At 73.5% G+C, this 21,244-nt stretch carries 18 protein-coding genes; 10 read left to right on the top strand and 8 right to left on the bottom strand.

Annotated features, from left to right (window positions below; translation table 11 throughout):
• The first annotated feature begins 230 nt into the window (after positions 1–230).
• Positions 231–407 carry a hypothetical protein gene (locus ACW9J6_RS06625; protein ID WP_457115653.1) on the top strand — a complete coding sequence of 59 codons (177 nt, stop codon included), beginning with the start codon at positions 231–233 and terminating at the stop codon, positions 405–407.
• Between the two features lie 364 nt (positions 408–771).
• Here ACW9J6_RS06625 and ACW9J6_RS06620 read toward each other — a convergent pair whose 3' ends face one another.
• The 8 genes from ACW9J6_RS06620 to ACW9J6_RS06585 form a co-directional block, all read right to left on the bottom strand.
• Complete coding sequence (locus tag ACW9J6_RS06620; RefSeq protein ID WP_457115652.1) at positions 772–2,313, bottom strand: c-type cytochrome; 1,542 nt, start codon at positions 2,311–2,313, stop codon at positions 772–774.
• Positions 2,314–2,334: 21 nt separating this feature from the next.
• Positions 2,335–2,607 (bottom strand): hypothetical protein, encoded by a 273-nt coding sequence (locus tag ACW9J6_RS06615; protein ID WP_457115651.1) that lies wholly within the window; start codon positions 2,605–2,607, stop codon positions 2,335–2,337.
• 147 nt (positions 2,608–2,754) lie between these two features.
• Positions 2,755–3,243, bottom strand: coding sequence for a TspO/MBR family protein (locus ACW9J6_RS06610; protein WP_457115650.1), 489 nt, complete (start codon positions 3,241–3,243; stop codon positions 2,755–2,757).
• Complete coding sequence (locus tag ACW9J6_RS06605; RefSeq protein WP_457115649.1) at positions 3,240–4,418, bottom strand: geranylgeranyl diphosphate reductase; 1,179 nt, start codon at positions 4,416–4,418, stop codon at positions 3,240–3,242. The genes ACW9J6_RS06610 and ACW9J6_RS06605 overlap by 4 nt, the downstream gene beginning before the upstream one ends.
• A gap of 223 nt (positions 4,419–4,641) precedes the next feature.
• Positions 4,642–5,970 (bottom strand): BCD family MFS transporter, encoded by a 1,329-nt coding sequence (locus ACW9J6_RS06600; RefSeq protein WP_457115648.1) that lies wholly within the window; start codon positions 5,968–5,970, stop codon positions 4,642–4,644.
• On the bottom strand, positions 5,967–6,857 hold the full coding sequence (gene chlG, locus ACW9J6_RS06595; RefSeq protein ID WP_457115647.1) for a chlorophyll synthase ChlG: 891 nt from the start codon (positions 6,855–6,857) through the stop codon (positions 5,967–5,969). The genes ACW9J6_RS06600 and chlG overlap by 4 nt, the downstream gene beginning before the upstream one ends.
• A gap of 99 nt (positions 6,858–6,956) precedes the next feature.
• On the bottom strand, positions 6,957–8,333 hold the full coding sequence (ppsR, locus tag ACW9J6_RS06590; protein ID WP_457115646.1) for a transcriptional regulator PpsR: 1,377 nt from the start codon (positions 8,331–8,333) through the stop codon (positions 6,957–6,959).
• A gap of 116 nt (positions 8,334–8,449) precedes the next feature.
• Positions 8,450–9,316, bottom strand: coding sequence for a cobalamin B12-binding domain-containing protein (locus tag ACW9J6_RS06585; protein WP_457115645.1), 867 nt, complete (start codon positions 9,314–9,316; stop codon positions 8,450–8,452).
• Between the two features lie 283 nt (positions 9,317–9,599).
• On the opposite strand from ACW9J6_RS06585, the gene bchF reads away from it, so the two are divergent.
• From bchF to puhB, 9 genes are all read left to right on the top strand, one after another.
• Positions 9,600–10,106, top strand: coding sequence for a 2-vinyl bacteriochlorophyllide hydratase (gene bchF / locus ACW9J6_RS06580; RefSeq protein WP_457115644.1), 507 nt, complete (start codon positions 9,600–9,602; stop codon positions 10,104–10,106).
• Entirely contained in the window at positions 10,103–11,365 is a 1,263-nt protein-coding gene (locus tag ACW9J6_RS06575; RefSeq protein ID WP_457115643.1) for a ferredoxin:protochlorophyllide reductase (ATP-dependent) subunit N, read from the top strand. Before bchF ends, ACW9J6_RS06575 begins: the two co-directional genes overlap by 4 nt.
• Positions 11,366–11,369: 4 nt before the next feature.
• Complete coding sequence (bchB, locus tag ACW9J6_RS06570) at positions 11,370–12,905, top strand: ferredoxin:protochlorophyllide reductase (ATP-dependent) subunit B (protein ID WP_457115642.1); 1,536 nt, start codon at positions 11,370–11,372, stop codon at positions 12,903–12,905.
• A complete protein-coding gene (locus ACW9J6_RS06565; RefSeq protein WP_457115641.1) occupies positions 12,880–16,596 on the top strand; it encodes a magnesium chelatase subunit H in 3,717 nt (1,238 codons plus the stop codon). The genes bchB and ACW9J6_RS06565 overlap by 26 nt, the downstream gene beginning before the upstream one ends.
• On the top strand, positions 16,593–17,486 hold the full coding sequence (gene bchL / locus ACW9J6_RS06560) for a ferredoxin:protochlorophyllide reductase (ATP-dependent) iron-sulfur ATP-binding protein (protein ID WP_457115640.1): 894 nt from the start codon (positions 16,593–16,595) through the stop codon (positions 17,484–17,486). The genes ACW9J6_RS06565 and bchL overlap by 4 nt, the downstream gene beginning before the upstream one ends.
• 233 nt (positions 17,487–17,719) lie before the next feature.
• Positions 17,720–18,418: a magnesium protoporphyrin IX methyltransferase gene (gene bchM, locus ACW9J6_RS06555; RefSeq protein WP_457115639.1), complete on the top strand. Its 699-nt coding sequence runs from the start codon at positions 17,720–17,722 to the stop codon at positions 18,416–18,418.
• Complete coding sequence (locus tag ACW9J6_RS06550) at positions 18,415–19,824, top strand: MFS transporter (protein WP_457115638.1); 1,410 nt, start codon at positions 18,415–18,417, stop codon at positions 19,822–19,824. The genes bchM and ACW9J6_RS06550 overlap by 4 nt, the downstream gene beginning before the upstream one ends.
• A gap of 11 nt (positions 19,825–19,835) precedes the next feature.
• Positions 19,836–20,621, top strand: a complete 786-nt coding sequence (puhA, locus tag ACW9J6_RS06545; protein WP_457115637.1) for a photosynthetic reaction center subunit H — start codon at positions 19,836–19,838, stop codon at positions 20,619–20,621.
• On the top strand, positions 20,618–21,244 hold the full coding sequence (puhB, locus tag ACW9J6_RS06540; RefSeq protein ID WP_457115636.1) for a photosynthetic complex putative assembly protein PuhB: 627 nt from the start codon (positions 20,618–20,620) through the stop codon (positions 21,242–21,244). The genes puhA and puhB overlap by 4 nt, the downstream gene beginning before the upstream one ends.

Below are 21,244 nucleotides of genomic sequence, written 5' to 3'. Positions count from 1 at the left end.
GTCTGAAGCTCCACCGTGAAAAGGCCCCGCTTCCCGTCGGAAGCGGGGCCTTTTTTTGGAAGATTGTCATTCTTGATATTTGGCGTGATCCGCGGCTGATCTCACGACGATTTGCCGCATTCACCGTCGGGTCGGGACCGCACGTTGGGTCCACAAGTGCGGCCGCGGCCGGATCAACCGGTCGTTGCTCTCTCGCAACGCGCCTGCGGGCGCTCCCGGAGGGAACACCCATGGGCGATTCCGGCCTGATCTACATGCTCGCCTTCACGACCTTCGCGCTGGTCATCCTGTTCCTGATCTGGCAGCGGATGCGGGTCCAGCGGGCCAAGGAGACGGGCGAGCGGTCGAGCTTCACCGACCACCACGGCGGCCCGCCGCGCCCGGAGCAGGGCGTGGATCCGCGGTAGCGGTTGAGGTGCTTTGCTGAGCGCGCCAGAGTTCCTCTCCCCGCGTTCGGGGAGAGGATCGAACTTCCGCAACGATGTTCGCTCCCATCTCGGTAGCTCAGTCATCAGGCGGACGGGTATGGAAGACGCACCATCCCTCATGTTGAGGTGCGACCGGAGGGAGCCTCGAAGCACTCCTGACCGCACATCCAAGACCCGGGCGCCTTGGATGGAACGTTCTGGGGTGCTTCGAGGCTCCCTTCGCGCCTCAGCATGAGGAAATAGGATTATCGCCAGAACCGGGGTGTGATGCCGTACCCTCTTCGGGGCAAGCTGCGTCTCTCACCTGGGAGTGGGGAGTTCTCCCACTCCCCTTGATGCCCCCCTACTTCTCCGCCCGGCTCGGGTTCTTGATCTGCCCGTAGACCAGCCCGGCGAAGTTGCCGAGCGCCACCGGCCAGTCGAGGCCCACGGTCGCGCGATCGGCCGATTGGCAGAAGGTGGCCGTCAGCCCGTTCACCAGCGCGGCCTGGTCCGCCTGGGGCGCGGCCTGCCGCACCGCCGGGAGCAGCGTCGCGACCCGCGGCAGCATCTGCTCGGCTTTGAGCCCCTTCAGCTGGCCCGCCGCGTCCGCCTGCTCCAGCGCCTTGGCGAGGTCCGGATTTGCCACCGTCTCGCAGGGCGCGTTGCCGGCCAGCATGGTCTGGGTCTCGGCCCGCAGCGAGGCCACCTTGCCCGAATCGGCGGTCGGCGGGGCTTGGTTGCCGAAGGTCTGGCGGACGTAGTTCGTCACCGCCGCCACCTCCTCGTCGGTCATGCCGACGCCCACCGCCGGCATCGGCGCGTAGTCGCCCTTGGCGTCGAGGCCGCCGAGGATCACCCGGATCACCGTCTCGGGCCCCTTCGCCAGCACGGCGCCGTTGCCGGCGAGCGGCGGGATCGCGCCCGGCACCCCCTGGCCCTCCGGCCGGTGGCAGGCGACGCAGCGGTTCAGGTAGACGTCCGCCCCCGGCGCCGCGGCCTGCTTGAAGTCCGACTTCACGTCCGGCGTGTAGGTGGCCTTGGCCGGCACGGACTTGAGGTAGACCGCGATGGCGCGCACGTCCGCGTCGCTCAGCTTGCTCAGGCTCTCCTCGATGACCTGCCGCATCGGGCCGGCCACGACGCCCGCGCGCCCCGGCGCCGCCCCGGTCTTCAGGTAGGTGAAGAGCTGGTCCTCGCTCCAGCGGCCCAACCCCTCCTTGTCGTCGCCCGACAGGTTCGGCGCGTACCAGCCGTCGATCGTGCCGCCTTCCAGGTAGCCGCTCCACTGCGAGGCGCCGACGAGCTTGCTGCCGTTGTGGCAGGCGCCGCAATGGCCGAGGCCCTCGACCAGGTAGGCGCCGCGGTTGATCGGCTCGCTCGCCTTCGGATCGGGCGCGAAGCGGCCCTCGCTGAAGAAGGCGAGGCGCCAGGCCAGCAACCCGTCGCGGATGCTGAACGGGAAGGCGATGTCGGCCGGCTTGCGGGGCGCGTTCACGGGCTCGAGCGAGAACAGGTAGGCCTTGATCGCCCGCACGTCCTCGTCCGAGACCTTCGTGTACCAGGGGAACGGGAAGGCCGGGTAGAGGTAGCTGCCGTTCTTGGTGATGCCCTCGTGCATGGCGCGCCTGAAGTCGTCGTCGCTCCAGCTGCCGATGCCGGTCTCCTTGTCGGGCGTGATGTTCGGCGTCGCGAGCTTGCCGATCCCACCCGGGAAGGTGACGTAGTAGCCGCCCGCGAAGGGCTTGCCGCCCGGCGCGGTGTGACAGGCGACGCAATCGCCGGCGGTGGCGAGGTATTTGCCCCGCTCCACGAGGTCGGTCGGGGCGCCCTGCGCCGACGCCGCGCCGGCGGCGAGGGCCGCGAGCGCGCTGGAGCCGAGAACCAGGGCCGTGATGCGACGCATGGGCTTCCTCCGCAGTGAGTCCTATCGGGCGTCCGGCCTGAGCCGCAGCCAGAGATCGGCGAGGTGGGCGGCGCCCGCCGCCGCGAGGGCGAGCGCCAGCCACGTCCAGGATGCGCCCGCGACGGCGGCGCGGACCGCCAGCATCAGGCAGGCGCCCGATGCGAGGTTGACGAACAGGCCCGCGGGCGCCGGCCCCCGCCCGCGGCGGCGCCACAGGACGAGGATGACGGCCTCCGCGGCCACGAGCACGAGGGCGAGGTCGACGAAGCGACCGCTCGCGAAGAAATCCGACACGCGCGCGCTCCTCCCCCACCTCGGTGGGCGGGTGCTGGACGGCCCTGACGCAGGGGAGACAACGCAACCTCCCTGCAACGAAGAAGAACCGCCGCGAGTTCGCGTGGAACGCGCGGCGGTCGGTTTTGTCGCATCCGCGACAATCCGTCAGAACGGCCGGTTCAGGCGCACGATCGACCAGTTGAGGAGGGCGGCGATCCCGACCCAGACGAGGTAGGGCAGGAGGAGCAGGGCCGCGACGCCCGAGTGGCGCCCGGCCGCGAGGAGCAGCACGGCCACCGAGAGCCAGAGGGCCGCCACCTCGACGAGCGCCCAGTCCGGCCGGCGCAGGCGGAAGAACACCCCGCTCCAGGCGATGTTGAGGGCGCCGTTCGCCGCGAAGGCCGCGATGAGCCACGCGCGCTCGGCGCCCGCGGGTGCGGCGGTCCATGCCAGTACCCCGGCAGTCGCCGCGAGCGACAGGATCACGGTCCAGACCGGGCCGAAGGCCCAGTCGGGCGGCTTCCAGGCGGGCACGCGCAGGCGCGCGTACCAGGGGCCGAGCGTGGTGAGCCGCGCCCCCGCCGCGGCGACCAGGATGGCCGCGACCGCCGCCACGACGACCGGCGCGACTCCCGCGTCGAGCGCCGCGGTCACGGCGAGACCCAGCCGAACAGGTGCGCGAGGTCCTTGAAGAAGATCCGCGCGTGGGCGGCCGGCTTGGCGCGCACCAGCTCCTTGTTCATGTAGGAATCCCAGGTCAGCGACTGGACGTCCGGGTCGCGGCAGATGCTCACGAAGCGCTCGCGCAGGGCGTCGTTGCGGTACCAGACCGCCTGCATCATCCGCAGGATCCAGAACACCCGGCCGTGCGCCTTCAGGAAGCGGCGGCGCGCCTGGGCCAGCGCGCGGGCATCGCCCGTCTCCAGGAACTCCTCCGCGGCCTCCGCGGCGAGGCGCCCGCCCAGCATCGCGTAGTAGATGCCCTCGCCCGAGGCCGGGGCCACGAGGCCGGCGGCGTCGCCGGTTAGGAGCACGTCGCGGCCGTTGTCGAAGCGGCGCAGCGGCTTGAGCGGCAGGGGCGCGCCTTCGCGCCGGACCGTCTCGCCGTGGTCGAGCCCGGTCGCCGCGCGCAGGCGCCCCACCGCCTCGCGCAGGGCGAAGCCCTTGCGGGCGCTGCCGGTGCCGACGCTCAGCGTGTCGCCGTGCGGGAAGATCCAGGCGTAGAAGTCGGGCGAGAGGACGCCCTGGTAGTAGACGTCGCAGCGCGTGCCCTCGACGGCGCTCGCCGCCGGGGTGCGGACGATCTCGTGATAGGCGAAGACCTGACGCATCTTGGCGTGGCAGGGGATCTCCTGGCGGCCGACCGCCGAGTTGGCGCCGTCCGCCCCGATGACGAGCCGCGCTCTCAGGCGCGCCTCCTCGCCGGTGCGGCGGCGGTAATGGACCGTGGCGAGGCCGTCGCCGTCGCGGCTTAGGCGCAGGTAGGTGCCGGTGCGCCGCTCGGCGCCGGCCAAAGCGGCGCGGTTGCGCAGCCACTCGTCGAAGGGGCCGCGGTCGACCATGCCGACGAAGCCGTCGCCGACCGGCATGTCGACCGCCCGGTCCTTCGGCGAGACCATGCGGGCGGAGCGGACCTTCGCGACGAGCAGGTCGTCGGGAATCGCGAAGTCGCGGATCAGCCGCGGCGGGATGGCGCCGCCGCAGGGCTTGATGCGCCCGGCCTTGTCGAGGAGCGCGACCCGGCGGCCGAGCCGCGCGAGGTCGGTCGCCGCCGTCGCCCCGGCCGGCCCGCCGCCCACCACCACCACGTCGACGATCTCATGGTCCATGGCCGTTCCTCCCCAACCGTCGGCACTGGGTCAGGCGCGGGATCCCCTCTCCCGAGTGGGAGAGGGGTCAGGGGTGAGGGACGGACGCTTCAGCAAGTAGAGTGAGCCGTACCGCTATCAGCTGGACGGTTCAGTCTTCTTGCTGGACCCGAGCCACCCTCACCCCTGACCCCTCTCCCACTCGAGAGAGGGGAATCGCGCCATGCTTCGAACCGGGTCAACCCTACGCCACGGCGAGCCGGCCCGGCTCCGCGCGCCGCGCCGGCTCCGCGCCGCCGATCCGCGTCGCCAGCCCGGCGGCGGCCAAGAAGAGCACCGCCTCGGCCGCGAACACCGTCGCGTAGGCCGGCACCACGGCGCCGAGCACGAGCCGGGCGACGTCGACGCCCACCGCGCCGAGGAAACCGCCGAGCCCGAAGGCCACGCCCTGCGCGGCGCCCCAGACGCCCATGCGGGTGCCGTGGCGGCGCTCGCCGCCCGCCGACCCGCCGCTGCCGGCGAGCCCCATCATCGAGCCGATCGCCGCCACCGCGAAGACGCCGTTGCCCAGGCCGAGCGCCGCCACACAGGCGCGCAGCGGCCCATCGGGGCCGCCGAAGCCGCAGGCGGCGATCGCCAGGAGCGCGAGCGCCGAGCCGAGGCAGCCCGCGACGGTCCACAACCGCAGCGAGGCGAGCCGCCCCCGGGCGGAAGCCGTGACGAGCGCGACGAGCACCATCCCGGCCAGCACCCCGCCGTTCTGCAGGCCCGCGAGTTTCGTGGTGGCGCCGGGCGTCATCGCGAAGACGAGGCCCGCGAAGGGTTCGAGGATGAGTTCCTGCGCGCTGTAGGCGAGCATCGCCAGGAAGATGAAGACCGTGAAGCGCCGCGCCTCCGGCTCCGCCCAGACCTCGGCCAGGACCGCCCGGAAGGGCCGCCGCGGCTCCGCGCCCGGGGACGAGGCGGCGCGGACGGGCTCGACGCCCCACACCGCCGCCAGCGCGACCAGGAAGGCGATCACCGACACGCCTGCCGCCACCGCAACGAGGCGCTCCTGCGAGAACGGGTCGAGCAGGTGCCCGGCGGTCGGGGCGGTGACGACGAAGCCCGCGATCATCATGATCCAGACGATCGTCGCGGCGGCGCCCCGCCGGTGCGGCGCGACGCCGGTCGAGAGCAGCACCAGGAGCGAGGTGCCGGCCGCCCCGACGCCGATGCCGACGCCCAGGAAGGCGAGGACCGAGAGCGCGAGGCCCGCGGCCGGATGGGAGGCGGTGAGCGCCGTGCCGGCGGCCGCCCCGACGCCGCCCAGCGACAACAGCGCCATGCCGCCGATGATCCAGGGCGTGCGCCGACCGCCGACGTCCGAGCCGTAGCCCCAGCGCGGGCGCAGCACCTGCACGGCATAGTGCAGCGCCACCAGCGCGCCGGGCACCGCGGCGGGCAGCGCCAGCTCCACCACCATCACGCGGTTGAGGGTCGAGGTCATCAGCACCACGACGGCGCCGAGTGCGGTCTGGACGAGGCCGAGGCGCAGGATGGTGCCCCAGCCGAAGGCGGCGGCCGGGCTCACGCGGCGCCCCCGCGCAGGGCCATCGCCGCGGCCAGCATCCCGAGCACGTAGAGGAGCGTGCCGGTGCCGTTGTACCACGCCGCCCGCCCGCGCGGGTCGGCGAGGAAGCGGCGCATCAGCAGGCCCTGGCCGGCAAGGAGCGCCGCCACGAGGCCCGCGTGCCAGGGGCGGTCCCAGGCGAGGAGCGCGGCGACGACCACGGCCTGAGGGGCCGCCATGACGAGGCAGGCGAGGCGGGCGGCGCGGTCGGAGCCGAGCTGTACCGGCAGCGAGCGGATGCCGGTGCGCCGGTCGCCCTCCACCGACTTGAAGTCGTTGAGGGTCATGATGCCGTGGGCGCCCAGGCTGTAGAGGGCGGCGAGCAGGATCACGCGCCGGTCCGGCAGCGCGGTCGCCATCACGGCGGCGCCCGTGAACCACGGCAATCCCTCGTAGCAGAGGCCGCAGGCGGTGTTGCCCCACCAGCCGTTGCGCTTCAGGCGCAGGGGCGGGGCGCTGTAGATCCAGGCGAGCGTGAGCCCGAACAGGGCGGCCCCGAGCACCAGCGGCCCGAGCAGGGCGGCGACCGCCAGGGACAGCAGGGTCCAGGCCGACGCGACGTACAGCCCCCATCGCCCCGGGATGCGCCCGGAGGGAATCGGCCGCTGCGGCTCGTTGATCGCGTCGACGTGCCGGTCGAACCAGTCGTTCACCGCCTGGCTCGTGGCGCAGACGAGGGGTCCGGCGAGCAGGATGCCGGCCAGCGCCACCGGCCAGCGCTCTCCCAGGCCGCCGCCCGAGGAGACCACCCCGCAGGCGAAGGCCCACATCGGTGCGAACCAGGTGATCGGCTTGAGGAGTTCCACCAGCGCGCGCGGCGCGGGAACCGCCAGGGGCTTGGTCGTCATGCCGCCAGGGTGGGATGAACCCCGCGCGAGTGTCAAGTAAACTTTACACTCGTGGCGATCTGTAGGATCGCGGCGATGCGTAGGATCGCGGCCCGGCCGTCAGCCCTCGCCGTCCTCCGCCTCCTCCGGGCCGTCGAGGTCGCCGAGGCCGTAGCGGCGCAACTTGGCGTAGAAGCCCTGCCGGCTGAGGCCGAGCATCTCGGCCGCCGAGGCGCGGTTGTCGTTGGTGATGCGCAGAGCCGCCTCGATGCACAGGCGCTCGATCAGGTCGGTGGTCTCGCGCACCAGCGCCTTCATGGAGACGCGGCCGACGAGTTCCGTCATGTGCTCGACCGAGCGCGGCAGCTCCCGGCCGCCGGAGGGCGGGGCGGCGACGCGGCGGGGCAGGCCGCGCAGGGTGAAGCCGAAGCAGGGCTTGTCGCCCCCCGGCACCGACACCGCCGCGACCTCGACCTCCTCGACGCTGCCGAACTCGCCGCGCACCACCGTGGCGAAGTGCCGGACCGAGCCGTGTTCGGCGAGCGTGCCGAACAGCGCGGAGAGTTCGGCGCCCTCGCGGCCGAGCCAGCGCTCCAGGGGCTCGCCCTTGGCCTGGTGCTGGGTGGCGAGCTGCGCGAGATCGAGGAAGGCGGCGTTGGCCCCGATGATGCGCCGGTCGCGGTCGGTGACGACGAAGCCCTCGGGCATCGCCTCGATCACCTCCAGCGCCCCGGAGCGCGTCTCCGCCGGTCCGGCCGGGGGCGCGAGCGGCGCGAGCCGCACCAGGATGTTGGTGCCCGCCTCCTCGCGGAAGAGCGCCGCGGAGAGCCGCGCCTCGCCCCGCCGATGGGCGAGTCGCAGCACGAGGTCCTCCGCGTGGCCGGTGAGTCGCAGCCCCACCAGCAGCGGCTGCACGGCGCGCGCGCCCTCGGGCTCGAACAGGTCGACGAGGTCGCGCCCGACGATGCGCTTGGCGGCGCGGCCGAGGAGCCGCGCGGCGGCCGGGTTGATCTCGGTGATGCGCCGGGTGGCCGCGTCGACGATCAGGACCGGCTCGCCCGCGAGCTGGAACAGCACCCGGTAGCGGGTCTCGGCGCTGCGCAGGCGGGCGTAGTCGCGCTCCAGCGCCTGCTGCGATTCGGCGAGCCGCTGCTGCAGGGCCGAGAGGGCGCGCAGGTCGCGGCCGACCACGATGATCTCGCCGCCATCCGGAACCCGCAGGGCGGAGTAGCGGATCGGCACGTCGGCGCCGCCACTGGCGGAGGGGTGGTTGACCTGCCGCCAGCGCGTGACCGCGCCGGGCTCGGCGTCCTTCAGGATGCTGGCGATCTTGGGACGGCTCTCCACCGTCACCGTGTCGATCCAGCGCCGGCCCAGCCAATCCTCACCGGCCTCCTCCGAGAGCCCCTCGGCCCCGAAGGTCGCGTCGCGAATCACGCCGCCGCCGTCGACCACCAGCGAGACGTCGCTCGCCGTGGCGACGAGCGTTCCCGTCATCCGGGAATCGAGGCGTGAGACGGCGTCTCGAAGCACCGCGAAAGCTTCCTTCGCAGCAGGGCTCACGGGTCTGTTCAAGGGTCACCACTGCACGCGGACCGCACCGAACAGGACTATCAGCAGGCTCTAACCCGCAGATCAAGCAAGCGTCGTGCGATTCCCGGGGCATCCCGGACATCCGCCGCCGACGCGTCGGCCCCGACGCACAGGACTCGGTCGGGCCGATCGAGAAAGGCGGGGCCGCCCACCAGCACCCCGAGATCGCGGTTGCGCGAGATCCGCCGCATCGCCGGAACGGCCTCGACCAGCCGCTCGAAATGGACGTCGCAGGAGAGCGACAGGCCGACGACGTCGAACCACTCGGTGCGCAGGCGCGCCAGGGCGGCGGCGTGGCAGGCATCGACGCTGGTCACCACCTCCCAGCCGGCCTCGGCGAAGAAGTGGGCCGCGAAGGTCAGCCCGAAGGTATGCGTCTCGCCCGGGGCGGGCAGGAGCAGGATGCGCGGCGAGGCCGGATCGACCGGCTGCGGGTCGCGGTAGAGTGTCTCCAGGTCGTGGACGATCCGGCGCAGGCGCGCCATCGCCACCGTCACCTGCACGAAATCGCAGGCATCCTCCTCCCACAACCGGCCGATGTGGCGGGCGGTGGGGGCGAGCAGGCCGACCAGCAGCCCCTCCAGGGTCAGGCCGTCCTCCAGCAGCGCGAGCATCGCCGCCATGGCGTCCCGGTCCTGCGGCGCGAGCAGCAGGGCGGTGAGGTGGGCGATGTTGTCGGCGTCGGGGAGGCGCGCCGCGACGCGGGCCACCGGCTGCCGGCCGCGATGGGCCAGCATCAGCCGCGGGATGATCTCCGCCTCGACCACCTGCGCGAGGTCGTCGCGCCACCGCGGCCGCTTGCGGATCCCGTGGAATCCGTCTCGGGAGCCGTCCCGGGGCGCGAAGGCGCCGGCGGGCAAGACGCCGGCTTGCGCATGATCTCCCATCGGTCCCTCCCCGATGTGCCGGAAACTCGGATGTGCTTGTTGTTGTGGATTTTTTTTCTACTTGTGCCCTCGCCGTCGACACGGCGAGGAGCGCGAATTCTGGCCAAGATACCCGTCTCCAGCGCTGCGGCAAGTGACAATCGCGGGAGGTCCCCGGAATTGTCACCCGATCCGACTGTCAACTTGTGTTGACACTCGCGCGCCCCCGGCCCTAGGCTTCCCTCACGACGGCACCCCGGCCCGACCAGGCCGGTGGGGCGGAATCGACAGCGGGGCAGGCGCGATGGCGACGTCCACGGACCGGCCGGTTCTGTACAGCGAGGCCGAGCGGCGGCGCCGCGACGCCTCGCCCTGGACCCTGGTCCAGGGGGTGCTCGCGCCGATCCAGTTCGCGGTGTTCCTGGTGAGCCTCGCGCTGGTGCTGCGCACGCTCGCCACCGGGGAGGGGGCGGGGCTCGCCAACGCCTCGGTGGTGGCGAAGACGCTCGCCCTCTACGCGATCATGATCACCGGCTCCCTCTGGGAGAAGGACGTGTTCGGGCGCTACCTGTTCGCGCCGGCCTTCTACTGGGAGGACGCGGTCAGCATGCTGGTGCTGGCCCTGCACACGGCCTACCTCGCCGCCCTGGCGACGGGCGCGCTGACGGTCGCCGGGCTGATGCTCCTGGCGCTCTCCGCCTATGCCAGCTACGTCGTCAACGCCGCGCAGTTCCTCCTGAAGCTGCGCGCCGCCCGCCTGCAGGCTCCCGGCCGCGTCCCGGCCGCCGCTCTCGCGGAGGCGGCGCGATGACGGGCCTCGCCGCTCCCGTGGCCTGCGGGCCGGAGATCCGTCAGGAGCGCGGCCAGCGGGCCGTGTTCTGCGGCCTCACCGGCATCGTCTGGCTCCACCGCAAGATCCAGGACGCCTTCTTCCTGGTGGTCGGCTCGCGCACCTGCGCGCACCTGATCCAGTCGGCGGCGGGCGTGATGATCTTCGCCGAGCCGCGCTTCGCCACGGCGATCATCGAGGAGCGCGACCTCGCCGGCCTCGCCGACGCGCACGAGGAGCTCGACCGCGTGGTCCGCCGCCTGCTGGAGCGCCGGCCCGACATCAAGCTGCTGTTCCTGGTCGGCTCCTGCCCCTCCGAGGTGATCAAGCTCGACCTCTCCCGCGCGGCCGCCCGCCTGTCGGCGGATTTCGCGCCGGCGGTGCGCGTCCTCAGCTACTCGGGGAGCGGCATCGAGACGACCTTCACGCAGGGCGAGGATGCCTGCCTTTCCGCGATGGTGCCCGACCTGCCGGCGGGGGACGAGACCGCGCTCCTCGTCGTCGGGGCGCTCGCGGACGTGGTCGAGGACCAGTTCGCGCGGCTCTTGGCCGATCTCAGGATCGGCACGGTCCGGTTCCTGCCGGGGCGGCGCGCTGCCGACCGCGCGGCGATCGGGCCGCGCACGCGCTACATCCTGGCGCAGCCCTTTCTCGCCGACACCGCCCGGGCGCTTGAGGATCGCGGCGCCGCCCGCATCCCGGCGCCGTTCCCGCTGGGCCAGGAGGGCACCACCCTCTGGCTCGAGGCCGCCGCCCGCGCCTTCGGCATCCCGGCTGCCCGAATCGCCGAGGTGACGGCGGCGGGCCGCGCCCGGGCCGCGCGGGCCCTCGGCGCCCACCGGGCGCGCCTCGCGGGGAAGCGCGTGTTCTTCTTCCCCGATTCGCAACTGGAAGTGCCGCTCGCGCGGTTCCTGTCGCGGGAGATGGGCGCGGAGCTGATCGAGGTCGGCACGCCCTACCTGCATCGCAGCCACCTCGCCGAGGATCTCGCGCTGCTGCCCGACGGGACAGCGGTCACCGAGGGCCAGAGCCTCGACGACCAGCTCGACCGCTGCCGCGCGGCGCGGCCCGACCTCACGGTCTGCGGCCTCGGCCTCGCCAATCCGCTCGAGGCGGAGGACCTCGCGACCAAGTGGTCGATCGAGCTCCTGTTCACCCCGATCCAGGGCTACGACCAGGCCGGCGACCTCGCCGGGCTGTTCACCCGTCCCCTCGCGCGCCGCGCGCGGCTGGAGGTCTAGGCGGATGCAGCTCACGCTCTGGACCTACGAGGGACCCCCCCACATCGGCGCGATGCGGATCGCCGCCTCCATGCGCGGCCTGCACTACGTGCTGCACGCGCCGCAGGGCGACACCTACGCCGACCTGCTCTTCACGATGATCGAGCGGCGCGACGCCCGCCCGCCCGTCACCTACACGACCTTCCAGGCCCGCGACCTCGGGTCCGACACCGCGGAGATCTTCAAGCAGGCGGTGGCCGCCGCCTACGGGCGCTTCCGCCCACAGGCGATGATCGTCGGCGCCTCCTGCACGGCTGAGCTGCTGCAGGACGATCCGGCCGGCCTGTCCCGGGCGCTCGGCCTACCGATCCCGGTTATCCCGCTCGACCTGCCCGCCTACCAGAAGAAAGAGAACTGGGGGGCGTCCGAGACCTTCTACCGGCTGGTCCGCGCGCTCGCCCGCGCTCCCGAGACGCCGCCCGCGCGGGCGACCTGCAACATCCTCGGGCCGACGTCCCTCGGCTTCCGGAACCGCGACGACCTGCGCGAGGTCCGCGCCCTTCTCGAGAGGCTCGGCATCGCCGTGAACGTCGTGGCGCCGCTCGGCGCGACGCCCGCCGACCTCGCCCGGCTCGGCGACGCCGCCATCAACGTGGTGCTCTATCCCGAGGTGGCGCGCGCCGCCGCCCAGTGGCTGGAGCGCACCCATCGCCAGCCCTTCGTGGAGATCCCGCCGATCGGGGTGCGCGGCACCCGCGCCTTCGTGGAGGCGGTGGCGGCGCGGGCAGAAATCGACCCGTCGCCCGTCCTCGACGGCGAGGGCTCGCGGCTGCCCTGGTACTCCCGCTCGGTCGACTCGACCTACCTGACGGGCAAGCGCGTCTTCGTGTTCGGCGACGCCACCCACGCGGTCGCGGCGGCGCGGGTCGCCACGGCGGAACTCGGCTTCGCCCTCGTCGGCCTCGGCACCTACGCGCGGGAATTCGCCCGCGAGGTGCGCGAGGAGGCGGCCGCCCACGGCATCGAGGCGCTCGTCACCGACGACTACCTCGCCGTCGAGGCGGCGATCATGGCCGCGCAGCCCGAGCTGGTGCTCGGCACGCAGATGGAGCGCCACGTCGCCAAGCGGCTCGGCATTCCCTGCGCGGTGATCTCGGCGCCGATGCACGTGCAGGACGTGCCCGCCCGCCACTCGCCGCAGATGGGCTTCGAGGGCGCCAACGTCCTGTTCGACACCCTGGTCCACCCGCTGATGATGGGCCTGGAGGAGCACCTGCTCGCGATGTTCCGGGACGACCCGGAATTCCACGACGGCGTCGCTCCCTCGCATCTCGGCGGGCGCCCGCGCGAGGAGGCGGCGCTCGCGCCCGTCCTCGCCGCGACGGCCAGCATCGCCGTGCCGGCGGTCTGGTCGATCGAGGCGGAGCGCGAACTCAAGAAGGTGCCGTTCTTCGTGCGGGGCAAGGCCCGCGGCAACACCGAGCGATTCGCCCGCGAGCGGGCGCTGCCCCTCATCACCGTCGAGACCCTGTACGATGCCAAAGCGCATTTCAGCCGGTGAGGCGGCGGGCGCGCTGCCGGAGCTGCGCGTCGTCATCGTCACCCTCGACAACCACCTCGCCGGGGCGGTGGAGCGGGCGCGCCGCACGCTGGCCGCGACGGCGCCCGGCCTGGTCCTCGGCTTCCACGCCGCCGCCGAGTGGGACACCGACCCGGCCGCCCTCGATGCCTGCCGGGCCGACATCGCCCGGGCGGACATCGTGCTCTCGGCCATGCTGTTCATGGACGAGCACGTCCAGGCGGTGCTGCCGGCCCTGCTCGCCCGCCGCCCGCATTGCGACGCGATGGTCGGCTGCCTCTCCGCCGCCGAGGTGGTCCGCACCACCCGGATGAACCGCTTCGCGATGGACGGTTCGCAGCGCGGCGCCCTCGACTTCCTCAAGAAGCTGCGCGGGCGCAAGGGCCCGCAGGGGAGCGGCGCCCGGCAGATGGCGCTGATCCGCCAGATTCCCCGCATCCTGCGCTTCATCCCGGGCTCGGCCCAGGACGTGCGCGCCTACTTCATGACCCTGCAGTACTGGCTCGCCGGCTCGGACGAGAACGTCGTCAACCTCGTGCGCTTCCTCGCCTCCCGCTACGCGGCGGGCGCGCGGGCAGGCTGGCGGGGCCGCCTCGCGGTCGCCGACCCGGTCGCCTATCCGGAGACCGGCCTCTACCACCCGCGCCTGCCCGGCCGCGTCGGCGAGCGCGCCGACCGCCTGCCCGTGCCGGCCGGCGCGACCGGCCGGGTCGGCCTGCTCCTGATGCGCTCCTACGTGCTCGCCGGGAACACCGCCCATTACGACGGGGTGATCGCGGCCCTCGAAGCGCGCGGCCTCGCCGTGGTGCCGGCCTTCGCCAGCGGCCTCGACAACCGCCCGGCGGTGGAGCGGTTCTTCGTCGAGAACGGCCGCCCGGCGATCGACGCGCTCGTCTCGCTCACCGGCTTCTCGCTCGTCGGCGGCCCGGCCTACAACGACGCCGCCGCGGCGGGCGCGATGCTGGCGCGGCTCGACGTACCCTACCTCGCCGCCCACGCCGTCGAGTTCCAGAGCCTGGAGCAGTGGGAGGCCTCCGACCGCGGCCTGTCGCCGGTCGAGGCCACCATGATGGTGGCGATCCCCGAACTCGACGGCGCCACCGCCCCGATGGTGTTCGGCGGGCGCTCGGCCAAGGGCGCCGAGGGCTCCCGCGACATGGCGGTCCACCCCGAGCGGGCCGAATGCCTCGCCGAGCGGGTCGCGCGGCTCGCCGCCCTGCGCCGTCGGCCCAAGCATGAGCGCCGCCTCGCCGTGGTGCTGTTCAATTTCCCGCCGAATGCGGGCGCGACCGGCACCGCCGCCTTCCTGTCGGTGTGGGACTCCCTTCACCGCGTGCTCAAGGGCCTGCGGGAAGACGGCTACGCGGTCGAGGTGCCGGACACGGTCGATGCCCTGCGCTCGCGCGTGCTGGAGGGCAATGCCGGCCGCTTCGGCACCCCGGCCAACGTCGCCCACCGCATCCCGGCCGACGAGCAGGTGCGGCGCGAGGCCCACCTCGCCGAGATCGAGGCGCAGTGGGGGCCGGCGCCCGGCCGCCACCAGAGCGACGGCGCCTCCCTGCTGGTGCTCGGCGCGCGCTTCGGCAACGTCTTCGTCGGCGTGCAGCCCGCCTTCGGCTACGAGGGCGATCCGATGCGGCTGCTCTTCGAGAAGGGCTTCGCGCCGACCCACGCCTTCTCGGCCTTCTACCGCTACCTGCGCGAGGATTTCTCCGCCGACGCCGTCCTGCATTTCGGCACCCACGGAGCGCTCGAATTCATGCCCGGCAAGCAGACCGGCCTCTCGGCCGCCTGCTGGCCGGAGCGGCTGATCGGCGCGCTGCCGAACGTCTACCTCTACGCCGCCAACAACCCGTCCGAGGGCACGCTGGCCAAGCGCCGCGCCGCCGCGACGCTGGTGAGCTACCTGACCCCGAGCCTCGCCCAGGCCGGGCTCTATCGCGGGCTCATCGACCTCAAGGCGTCCCTGGAGCGCCGCCGCGCGCTGCCGCCCGAGGATGCGGCCGAGCGGGAGAAGCTCGCCCTCCTGATCCGCGGCCAGGCCGAGGCCCTCGACCTCGCCACCGCCGACGAGGAGTGGCGTGAGGATGCCGAGCGTCGCATCGCGGACCTCGCCGTCCGGCTGATCGAGGTCGAGCACACCCTGATCCCGCACGGGCTCCACGTCGTCGGCCAGGGCACGCCGCCGGCCGAGCGCGCCGACCTGCTGCTGGCGCTCGCCGAATCCGTCCACGGCCTCGCGCCCGCCCGCGCCGGGATCGAGCGTCTGGTCGCGGGCGCGTCCATCGAGACGGCGCTCGCGGCGGCGGGGCTCGCCCCGGACGATGCGGCGCGGGCGGCCTTCCAGGCGCTCTACGAGACCGACCGGCTCCTCGCCGAGGACCACGAGATCCCGGCCCTGCTGCGCGCCCTCGACGGCCGCTTCGTGGCGCCGGTCGCGGGCGGCGACGTGCTGCGCTCGCCCGCGATCCTGCCCACCGGCCGCAACCTCCACGGCTTCGACCCCTACCGGATCCCGAGCGCCTTCGCGCTGGCGGATGGCCGCGCGCAGGTCGAGCGGCTGCTCGCCCGCCACGCGGCCGACGGCGCCCCGCTCCCCGAGAGCGTCGCCCTGGTCCTGTGGGGCAGCGACAACCTGAAGAGCGAGGGCGCGCCGGTGGCGCAGGCGCTCGCGCTGATGGGGGCCGCGCCGCGCTTCGACGGCTACGGCCGGCTCTGCGGCGCGACGCTGATCCCGCTCGCGGAACTCGGCCGCCCGCGCATCGACGTGGTGGCGACGCTCTCAGGCATCTTCCGGGACCTGCTGCCCCTGCAGACGAAGCTCATCGCCGAGGCCGCCTATCTCGCGGCCAGCGCCGAGGAGCCGCCGGAGCAGAACTTCGTGCGCAAGCACGCCCTGGCGCTCGCGTCGTCCCGCGACATCGACCTCGAGACGGCGGCTTTGCGCGTCTTCAGCAACACCGAGGGCGCCTACGGGGCGAACCTCAACCACCTCGTCGACAGCGGGCGCTGGGAGGACGAGGCCGACCTCTGCGAGACCTTCTCCCGCCGCAAGAGCTTCGCGTATGGCCGCACGGGCAGGCCGCAGCCGCAGCGCGCGCTGATGCAGGCGGTGCTGGCCGAGGTCGATTTCGCCTACCAGAACCTCGATTCCGTCGAGGTCGGGGTGACGAGCGTCGACCACTATTTCGACGGGCTCGGCGGCATGGCCCGGGCGGTGGCCCGCGCCCGCGGCACGAGCGTGCCGGTCTACATCAGCGACCAGACGCGGGGCGAGGGCCGGGTGCGCTCGCTCGCCGAGCAGGTGGCGCTGGAGACCCGCACCCGCATGCTCAACCCGAAATGGGTCGAGGGGATGCTCGGCCACGGCTACGAGGGCGTGCGCCAGATCGACCAGCACCTCACCAACACGGTGGGCTGGTCGGCGACCACCGATCAGGTCGCGCCCTGGATCTACCAGCGCATCACCGAGACCTACGTGCTCGACGAGGCCATGCGCGAGCGCATGGCGGCGCTGAATCCCGCCGCTTCGGCCAAGGTCGCCCACCGCCTGATCGAGGCGCACCGGCGCGGCTTCTGGACCCCCGACCCCGAGACCCGCGCCGCGCTCGACCGGGCCGAGGAGGCCCTGGAGGACCGGCTCGAAGGCATCACCGCGGAGGCTGCCGCATGAACATCGCGATCCGAAACCCGGTGGCGGCGAGGCGGGAGGAGGGAAGCCTCCAGGTCGCCCTCGACCCGGACATCCGCATCGAGACCGCGAAGGTCTTCGCCGTCTACGGCAAGGGCGGTATCGGCAAGAGCACCACCTCGTCGAATCTCTCGGTCGCCTTCTCGAAGCTCGGCAAGCGGGTTCTGCAGATCGGCTGCGACCCCAAGCACGATTCGACCTTCACGCTGACGAAGCGCCTGGCGCCGACCGTGATCGATGCCCTGGAGGCGGTGCAGTTCCACTCGGAGGAACTGCGCGTCGAGGACTTCGTGGTCGAGGGCTACAACGGCGTGATGTGCGTCGAGGCCGGCGGCCCGCCCGCCGGCACCGGCTGCGGCGGCTACGTGGTCGGCCAGACCGTGAAGCTCCTCAAGGAGCATCACCTCCTCGAAGACACCGACGTGGTGATCTTCGACGTGCTCGGCGACGTCGTCTGCGGCGGTTTCGCCTCGCCGCTCCAGCACGCGGACCGGGCGCTGATCGTCACGGCGAACGACTTCGACTCGATCTTCGCCATGAACCGGATCGTCGCGGCGATCCACGCCAAGTCGAAGAACTACGGCGTGCGCCTCGGCGGCGTGATCGCCAACCGCTCGGCGGCCACCGACGAGATCGACCGCTTCAACGACGCGGTGGGGCTCAAGCGCCTCGCCCATTTTCGCGACCTCGACGTGGTGCGCCGCTCGCGCCTGCGGAAGGCGACGCTGTTCGAGATGGAGCCCTCGCCGGAACTGCTGGCGGTGCAGCAGGAGTACCTGCAGCTCGCCGAAGCGCTCTGGGCGGGCGTCGAGGCGCTGCCCGCGGCGCCGATGAAGGACCGGGAGCTGTTCGAGTTCCTGGGCTTCGACTGAGGGGGCGGCGGGATGACGTTGATCCACGCGCGCCGACCCTCCCCCCTCTGCGGGGGAGGGTGCCCCGCGGAGCGGGGCGGGAGAGGGGAACCCCGCTTCAGGAAGAGACTGAACCGTGGTGCGGGAGTCACCTTGATCAGCGTCGCGCTGCCCCTCTCCCGGCCTGCTCCGCAGGCCACCCTCCCCCGCAGTGGGGGGAGGGTTGAGGCGCGAGCCTTCGGAGGCCAGCACCCATGACCAGCCCGACCTACGCGGCCCGCCGCTCGCAGCTCGAGACCTATTTCGACCGCACCGCCGTCGAGGCCTGGGCGCGGCTCACCTCCGACGCGCCGGTGAGCCGCATCCGCGCCACGGTGCGGGCGGGCCGCGACGCGATGCGGGCCGGACTGCTGTCCTGGCTGCCCGCCGACCTCTCCGGGCGGCGCCTGCTCGATGCCGGCTGCGGCACCGGTGCCCTCGCCGTCGAGGCAGCGCGGCGCGGCGCCGAGGTGGTCGCCGTCGACGTCTCGCCGACGCTGGTCGGCCTCGCCCGCGAGCGCACCGACCCGGCCCTCGCCGGCCGCCTCGACTTCCGGGTCGGCGACATGCTCGACGCGCGCCTCGGGCGCTTCGACCACGTCGTGGCGATGGATTCGCTGATCCACTACCGCAGCCCCGACATCGTGCGGGCGCTGGCCGCGCTCGCCGCCCGCACCGAGGGCTCGCTGCTGTTCACGGTGGCGCCGCGCACGCCATTGCTGACCCTGATGCACGCGGCCGGCCGTCTCTTCCCGCGGGGCGACCGGGCGCCCGCGATCGAGCCGGTGGGCGAGGGCAGCCTGCGCCGCCGCATCGCCCGCGAGCCCGGCCTCGCCGGATTCTCGCTGGCGCGGTCGCGGCGGATCACCAGCGGCTTCTACCTCTCCAACGCCCTGGAGGTGGTGCGCCGATGAGCGCGGCGACCCGCCTCGCCCGGGCCCTCGCGGATCTCGGGCCCCGCTACCTGCCCTTCGCGGACGCGGCCACGGAGGCGCTGCCGCTCGGGCGGCTGCTGCGGCTGTCGCTGTTCCAGGTCACGGTCGGGATGGCGGCGGTGCTGCTGATCGGCACGCTCAACCGGGTGATGATCGTCGAACTCGACGTGCCGGCCTGGATCGTCGCCGTGATGCTGTCGCTGCCGCTGCTCGCCGCGCCGTTCCGGGCGCTGGTCGGGTTCCGGTCGGACACCCACCGCTCGGTGCTGGGCTGGCGGCGCGTGCCCTACCTGTGGTTCGGCACGCTGCTGCAGTTCGGCGGATTCGCGATCATGCCCTTCGCGCTGCTGATCCTGTCCGGCGACACGACCGGGCCGATCGTGGTCGGGCAGGCGGCGGCGGCGCTAGCCTTCGTGCTGGTCGGGGCCGGCCTCCACACCACGCAGACGGTCGGGCTGGCGCTCGCCACCGACCTCGCCCCCGCCGAGGCCCGCCCGAAGGTGGTGGCGCTGCTCTGCGCCATGCTGCTCGCCGGCATGATGGCGAGCGCGGTGGTGTTCGGGCTGGCGCTCCACCACTTCTCGGCGATCCGGCTGATCCAGGTGATCCAGGGCGCGGCGCTCGCCACCCTGGTGCTGAACGGGATCGCCCTGTGGAAGCAGGAGCCGCGCGATCCCTCGCGCCGAGCCGCGCCCGCCCGCGGCTTCGCCGAGGCCTGGGCGGCCTACGCGGCGCAGCCCCGCGCCCGGCGGCGGCTCCTCGCCACGGGCCTCGGCACGGCGGGGTTCAGCATGCAGGACATCCTGCTCGAACCCTATGGCGGCCAGATCCTGCGCCTGCCCGTCGCCGCCACGACCGCGCTCACCGCGGTGCTGGCGGTGGGCGGCGGGGCCGGGCTTCTCACGGCCGCGCGCTGGCTCAACCGCGGCGGCGATCCGTTCCGGGTCGCGGCGGCCGGGGCGGTGGTCGGCATCGCGGCCTTCTCGGCGGTGGTCTTCGCGGCGCCGCTCGGCTCCGGCGGACTGTTCGCCTGCGGGGTCGCGCTGATCGGCGTCGGCGGCGGCCTCTTCGCCCACGGCACGCTCACCGCCTCGATGGCCGATGCCGCGCCCGAGCAGGCGGGCCTCGCCCTCGGCGCCTGGGGGGCCGTGCAGGCGAGCGCGGCCGGCGCGGCGATCGCCGCGAGCGGCATCCTGCGCGACGCCGGCTCGGCGCTCGCGGTCAACGGCCGCCTCGGCGAGGCGCTCACCGATCCCTCGACCGGCTACCTCGTCGTCTACCACGTCGAGATCGCCCTCTTGTTCGCCACCCTGGTGGCGATCGGGCCGCTGGTGCGCCGCCGGCCCGACCGAACCCCGCTCACCGCCCGCCCGGCCCTGCCCTGAAGGAGGCCACCATGCCCAAGGGTGCCATCACGAGCTACATCGACGTCGCGCAGGTCGTGCTCTACGCCTTCTGGATCTTCTTCACCGGCCTCGTCTTCTACCTGCGCCGGGAGGACCGCCGGGAGGGCTACCCCCTCGAATCCGAGACGCGGGGCGGCCTCCAGGGCTGGGACTGGCTGTTCCTGCCGAGCCCGAAGGCCTTCGTGCTGGCCGACGGCAAGACCGTGCTGGCGCCGCGGCCCGAGGAGGGGCCGACCGGCCCGCTCAAGGCCGTCAAGCGGGAGGTCTGGCCCGGCGCGCCGATCGAGCCGACCGCGCGGGACGATGCGCGCCTCGGCGACGGCGTCGGCCCCGGCGCCTGGGCCGAGCGCACCGACACGCCGGACCTGACCTGGGAGGGCAAGCACCGCATCGTGCCGATGCGCGTCGCCACCGAGTTCGTGGTCGCGAAGCAGAACACCGATCCCCGCGGCCTGCCGGTGGTCGGCGCCGACCGGGCGGTGGCCGGCACGGTCCGGGACATCTGGATCGATCGCGGCGAGTCGCTGCCCCGCTACTACGAGGTCGCCCTCGCGGGCGCCTCGGGCCGCACCGTGCTGGTGCCGGTCGTCTTCGCCGACGTCCAGGGCGGCAACGGGCGCGTCGTGGTCGAGGCCCTGCTCGCCGGGCAATTCGCCGGGACGCCCGCCCACCGCGACGCCGACAGCGTGACCATCCGCGAGGAGGACCGGATCATGGCCTTCTTCGGCGCCGGCACGCTCTACGCGACGCCCGGCCGCGAGGAGCCGCTCCTGTGACCGGCCGGCCCATCCCGGAGGGGCTGCCCGCCCCGCTGCCCGAGGGCGAGCGCCTGCTCTGGCAGGCCCGCCCGGCGATGCTGCCCCTCGCCCGGCGCGTCTTCCACGTCGACCTCGTGGCGGCCTATTTCGGGCTGCTCGGGGCCTGGCAGGCCGGGGCCACCGGCCGGCCCCTGGCGGCGCTGCCGGCGCTGGAGGCGGGGGCGCTCGCCCTCGCGCTCCTCCTCGCCCTCGCCTGGGCGGCGAGCCGCACCACGGTCTACACGCTCACCGACCGGCGGCTGATGCTGCGGATCGGCATCGCGCTGCAGCTCACCGTGAACCTGCCGCTGCGGGAGATCGAGGCAGCGTCCCTGCGGCGCTTCCACGACGGCTCGGGCGACGTCCCGCTGCTGCTCAAGGCCGGCACCCGGCTCGCCTACCTGCACCTGTGGCCGCACGCCCGGCCCTGGCGGCTGACCCGGCCGGAGCCGATGCTGCGCTGCGTGCCGGAGGCCGAGGCCCTGGCCGCGCGCCTCGCCGCCGCCCTCGCCGAGGCGAACGGCCAGCCCGTGCAGGGCCTGCCGGTCGCGCCCGCCGCCCTGCCCGACCTGCCCGGCCGCCTCGCGGCGGCGGCATCGTGA

The organism is Methylobacterium sp. JK268, from assembly GCF_054052225.1.
This window is presented reverse-complemented; position numbering and strand designations above follow the sequence as displayed.

Excerpts from the sequence above, each read along its gene's own strand:
- ACW9J6_RS06565 (WP_457115641.1), top strand. The coding sequence starts at position 12,880 with ATGCCAAAGCGCATTTCAGCCGGTGAGGCGGCGGGCGCGCTGCCGGAG.
- bchL (WP_457115640.1), top strand. The coding sequence starts at position 16,593 with ATGAACATCGCGATCCGAAACCCGGTGGCGGCGAGGCGGGAGGAGGGA.
- puhA (WP_457115637.1), top strand. The coding sequence starts at position 19,836 with ATGCCCAAGGGTGCCATCACGAGCTACATCGACGTCGCGCAGGTCGTG.
- ppsR (WP_457115646.1), bottom strand. The coding sequence starts at position 8,333 with ATGACGGGAACGCTCGTCGCCACGGCGAGCGACGTCTCGCTGGTGGTC.
- ACW9J6_RS06575 (WP_457115643.1), top strand. The coding sequence starts at position 10,103 with ATGACGGGCCTCGCCGCTCCCGTGGCCTGCGGGCCGGAGATCCGTCAG.
- ACW9J6_RS06585 (WP_457115645.1), bottom strand. The coding sequence starts at position 9,316 with ATGGGAGATCATGCGCAAGCCGGCGTCTTGCCCGCCGGCGCCTTCGCG.
- ACW9J6_RS06625 (WP_457115653.1), top strand. The coding sequence starts at position 231 with ATGGGCGATTCCGGCCTGATCTACATGCTCGCCTTCACGACCTTCGCG.
- bchF (WP_457115644.1), top strand. The coding sequence starts at position 9,600 with ATGGCGACGTCCACGGACCGGCCGGTTCTGTACAGCGAGGCCGAGCGG.
- ACW9J6_RS06550 (WP_457115638.1), top strand. The coding sequence starts at position 18,415 with ATGAGCGCGGCGACCCGCCTCGCCCGGGCCCTCGCGGATCTCGGGCCC.
- ACW9J6_RS06620 (WP_457115652.1), bottom strand. The coding sequence starts at position 2,313 with ATGCGTCGCATCACGGCCCTGGTTCTCGGCTCCAGCGCGCTCGCGGCC.
- bchM (WP_457115639.1), top strand. The coding sequence starts at position 17,720 with ATGACCAGCCCGACCTACGCGGCCCGCCGCTCGCAGCTCGAGACCTAT.
- bchB (WP_457115642.1), top strand. The coding sequence starts at position 11,370 with ATGCAGCTCACGCTCTGGACCTACGAGGGACCCCCCCACATCGGCGCG.
- ACW9J6_RS06605 (WP_457115649.1), bottom strand. The coding sequence starts at position 4,418 with ATGGACCATGAGATCGTCGACGTGGTGGTGGTGGGCGGCGGGCCGGCC.
- chlG (WP_457115647.1), bottom strand. The coding sequence starts at position 6,857 with ATGACGACCAAGCCCCTGGCGGTTCCCGCGCCGCGCGCGCTGGTGGAA.